Genomic DNA, 3393 nt, shown 5'->3' with positions numbered 1-3393 from the left:
CAACATCCGTAGTGACAGTCGCATTATCCGCCCACACTACAAGAGGTGCGCTAAGCCATAAGGCCACTGCACTAGACAGAATGATGTTGCGCTTTGTATATCCCCACCTGTTCATTGTGCCCTCCTCAAATTCTAACTAACCATAAGTTTTGTATCTCCCACACAAAAAGAAAAAAGATACACTTTACCAACATAATGACATTGAATATCATTCACATTTTTATGTTAGCAAAGTGTATCTTGCATATCTACTCCGAAAAGACCAAAAATATACGTTTTGGACAAATCGGACATAAATTTTTAGAATTTATACGTCATTTGGAAACGAGTATAATTCCCAAGTTTGAAGTTTTCAGATCCATATAAGGTATCTCGTTTATTGATGCCTTTTGCATCAAAGGTATAAAATGCTTGTAATAAAAGATCTTTAGTCGGTACATAACCGCCACCAAAGGTGAAGCTCTTAATACCATCTAAGTATCGGTCAGGCACAGCCTCTGTACCATTGCCTCCAAAGAAGGATCCGTGTGCGAAGTATTTATAATCTACATAGGCATTCCAAGAGCCTGGTTTATTCATATCTGCACGGCCTACATCGAAACGCAAAGCCCAGAAGTGCGGTGTACCACCAACATCACGACCTTTGATATCGAATTGAGAGGAACCAGCTTGATGTTCATAATGAGTATTGCCATTCATGAAACGACCAAAGTCACTACGGTTTTGTCCATAGTCGAAGGAAATACTTGCATTGTGATTTAATTGATACTTAGCGCCAATACCAAAGACATTAGCCACATTGTTAAACTCATGTGCTTCTGTAGCATTACCATTTGCAGTATAGAAACGATAGTCACTACCACCGAAGGAGCGCAAGTACCATGCAGCTAAACCAAGTCGAGGTGTTACCATACGTTTAACTTGAACATAAGCAGCCTTTTCGATTGGAGGAACTGTATCTTGTTGTAAAACAACGCCTGTCGTTGGTATAACATTACCAGTATATTTACCTAATGCTTCACGAGGTAATCGGCTATGACCATCTGCTTTTTCAAGAAGACGAGTCAAGCCATTAAAATAAGAAGCCAGTAATTGTGGATAATGGTCGCTATTCTTCACATTGATAACATTAGACGTACCATAATCTTTAACATTAACAGAGTTAGCATTGTAAATGTTATCCCCTAAACCGTCAAAGGCATTGTCGTCGAAGCTAACTGTATAGGTAGCATCTTTATTGAAGATAAGGGCTGCCCGATCTTGTGCAGTTTTACGATACGCCGCTTCAATAGCCTCTTTATTTTTGTTGTACCAATTAGTTAAGAATGTCTTACCATTATCAGCTAATACAGAAGTATCACTCAACTTAACCTCAAATAATGGATCATTTTGAGTTAAACCAATTTTACCTGCCGATACGGTAGTATTAATTGTTCCTTCATCAGTAACCCACTCTTCCGTATCTTCATCATACCGTTTGTCTTTATAAGTGTATTTAACCTTAACATCAGGCATTTCAAGTAATACAGTTTGTTTATCTGCATCTGGTCCATAAGCTTTCGCTACAATCTCTTGCATGCGACGTACTACATCAAATTGAGCAGCTCTTAATGGTTCTCGTTCTTTAGCAACACGAGCCTCTACGTCTGGCAATTGTGCCTGTAAATTCGCAAGGTCTGCTTTTAATGGAGCCAATTGATCAGCTGGTAACTCATCAATATTTTCTTTCCACCAAATATCGGAGTTGAGGTCCTCAATTTTTTGCTTTAATTCTTTAACTTCGTTTTCTAATGCGCCTTCTTTATCACGCAAGACTTTTAATTGTTGATAGAAATTAATCTTATCCCCTGCTTCAGGTACGATAAGCTCTTTATTACTACCATCAGTATCGCCCGTGATACCTACAAATTCATCTACAGTAGGAACCCGTTTAAAGTTCGTATAAATAGCATGTGTATAGGCACTATCGCTGATACCGGTACTGTGTTTAAAGCTACCAACACCTACGCGAACTTGGGTATTCTTATTAGTCCAAACGCTGCGAATACCATCGTATTCTTTGTTGAACCAGTACCCTGTAACACCCATCGATTCGGTAATTCTACCTGCACTGTGATCCCATTTAGAGCCATGATGTGTTACATCAAACTCTTCAAGACGTTGATGGTTAAAGCCTTTAGAGCCTTCTGTTTCGTGACTACTATCTACACCAGGTTGGCCAGAAGCACTACCTACAACACGTACATTAGTATTGTCGTTAATTCGGGCGTCTACACCTACCCGAATACGTTGGTTCAAGCCATGTTCCTTGCGATCAGCTAAATTTTTAGCCGCATCATCGGCCACATAACTTGTGGGTGTTACTTTTGTTTCTGGTCTATCAGAGCCAAGATGACTATCAGTACGTACGCGATAATCGCCTACAAGCTCTACATCACGAGCTTTAGATTCATCGAATGGGCGGGTAATGAAATCGGTAAGCACTGCTGGTGGCAATGCTTCCAATTGCTCTTTTGTAAGTTTTGTCTTGCTTTCACCAGAGCCTAAACCAAATTTCATATTTAAACCTACACGATATACACGAGCTGACAACGCGCGGTTATCGTCGCGGTGATTAAAGATATTATCGATACCAAAGTATACGCGAGAATCTTTATTGATTTTCTTTTGAATCATAAAGTTCCAAATACCATAGGTTTTACGGTCGTACATATCAGCACTACGTCTATTGTTCAAATTATAACGAATAACAGATTTGTTGGAATCATTAGGGTCGATATAAGAAACCATGTAATTACCACCGCCAGATAGAGAATTACTATCTAACATGCGGATGTAGTAATCACCCCATAGACTACCGCTCCAACCACTCGCTTTATCTTCAAAGTCTACACCGATATCAATTTTATGACGTGGTTTATCCAATAATTCACGAGGCATATCTTTATCGCTCTTATTGAGGGCACGCAAGTAAGTATAGCCTAAACGAGCTTTCCAATGTTTATTCAAAGTTTGTTTCACTTCAAATTGAAGCCCCGTAATTTGTGCTTTACCGATATTGCGGAAGCTATAAATCATATCCGGTGCATGAGCAAATTTAGCCGCCCCAAGGTTTGTAGATTCATCGTATTGTGGATGGAAGTCCATTAAATAACCCGTATTGTACACAGACATATAATTGCGAATATTATTATGGAACACGCCTATCTTCGCATAGGTATTTTTATTTTCTCCTTCCAAAGCTAAATCAAAGTTCATTGATTTCTCTGGTTTAAGGTTAGGATTACCTACCCAGTACCAACCGAGTCGAGCTTCACCGCCACCGATGGTAGCAAAGGTAATATTAGGACCATACATTTCCCAGTTATAGTACAATTCGCCCATACCTGGTTC

The 3393-nt window shown here is 39.4% G+C and carries 1 protein-coding gene; it reads right to left on the bottom strand.

All coding sequences use genetic code 11. The features are described 5' to 3' along the window. Window positions 1-300: 300 nt before the first annotated feature. Window positions 301-3393: TonB-dependent receptor domain-containing protein (locus tag Q0F90_RS08230; RefSeq protein WP_296004652.1), on the bottom strand; the 3093-nt coding region annotated here is incomplete at its 5' end.

Origin of the sequence: uncultured Veillonella sp. (genome assembly GCF_934190855.1) — a bacterium.
Classification (GTDB): domain Bacteria; phylum Bacillota; class Negativicutes; order Veillonellales; family Veillonellaceae; genus Veillonella.
The sequence above is the reverse complement of the archived record's forward strand: the minus strand, read 5'-3'. Positions and strand labels throughout refer to the sequence as shown.